Annotated in this window: 1 rRNA gene (running past one end of the window); it reads left to right on the forward strand. The window is 50.7% G+C overall.

Annotated features, from left to right (window positions below):
• A 23S ribosomal RNA gene (locus JQC92_RS21145) occupies positions 1-1345 on the forward strand; it begins 1299 nt to the left of the window's first position.
• Positions 1346-1409: the final 64 nt, after the last annotated feature.

Genomic DNA, 1409 nt, shown 5'->3' on the forward strand with positions numbered 1-1409 from the left:
TGCTTCCAGGAAAATCTTCTAAGCTTCAGGTAAGTAGGAATCGTACCCCAAACCGACACAGGTGGTTGGGTAGAGAATACCAAGGCGCTTGAGAGAACTCGGCTGAAGGAACTAGGCAAAATGGTACCGTAACTTCGGGAGAAGGTACGCTGCCGGCGGTGATGAGACTTGCTCTCTAAGCTGCTGGCAGTCGCAGATACCAGGTGGCTGCAACTGTTTATCAAAAACACAGCACTGTGCAAAATCGCAAGATGACGTATACGGTGTGACGCCTGCCCGGTGCTTGAAGGTTAATTGATTAGGTTAGACTTGTTCGAAGCTTATGATCGAAGCCCAAGTAAACGGCGGCCGTAACTATAACGGTCCTAAGGTAGCGAAATTCCTTGTCGGGTAAGTTCCGACCTGCACGAATGGCGTAATGATGGCCACGCTGTCTCCAGCCGAGACTCAGTGAAGTTGAAATTGCGGTGAAGATGCCGTATACCCGCGGCTAGACGGAAAGACCCCGTGAACCTTTACTATAGCTTGGCACTGAACATTGACCCTACATGTGTAGGATAGGTGGGAGACTTTGAAACCTTGTCGCCAGATGAGGTGGAGTCAACCTTGAAATACCACCCTTGTAGTGTTGATGTTCTAACTTGGCCCCATAATCTGGGGTAAGGACAGTGCCTGGTGGGTAGTTTGACTGGGGCGGTCTCCTCCCAAAGAGTAACGGAGGAGCACGAAGGTTAGCTAAACACGGTCGGACATCGTGTGGTTAGTGCAATGGCATAAGCTAGCTTAACTGCGAGACAGACACGTCGAGCAGGTACGAAAGTAGGTCATAGTGATCCGGTGGTTCTGTATGGAAGGGCCATCGCTCAACGGATAAAAGGTACTCCGGGGATAACAGGCTGATACCGCCCAAGAGTTCATATCGACGGCGGTGTTTGGCACCTCGATGTCGGCTCATCACATCCTGGGGCTGAAGTCGGTCCCAAGGGTATGGCTGTTCGCCATTTAAAGTGGTACGCGAGCTGGGTTCAGAACGTCGTGAGACAGTTCGGTCCCTATCTGCCGTGGGCGTTGGATGATTGAAAGGGGCTGCTCCTAGTACGAGAGGACCGGAGTGGACGAACCGCTGGTGTTCGGGTTGTTATGCCAATAGCATTGCCCGGTAGCTACGTTCGGAATCGATAACCGCTGAAAGCATCTAAGCGGGAAGCGAGCCTTGAGATGAGTCATCCCTCAGATTTTAAATCTGCTAAAGAGCCGTCCGAGACTAGGACGTTGATAGGCAGGGTGTGTAAGCGTTGTGAGGCGTTGAGCTAACCTGTACTAATGACTCGTGAGGCTTAACCATACAACCCTAATGGGTTTTACTGAATGAAAGATTTCAGTGCAATTTGCTAAACCTTAGTTTGAAT

This window comes from Parashewanella hymeniacidonis, assembly GCF_016900895.1.
Taxonomy (GTDB): Bacteria; Pseudomonadota; Gammaproteobacteria; order Enterobacterales; family Shewanellaceae; genus Parashewanella; species Parashewanella hymeniacidonis.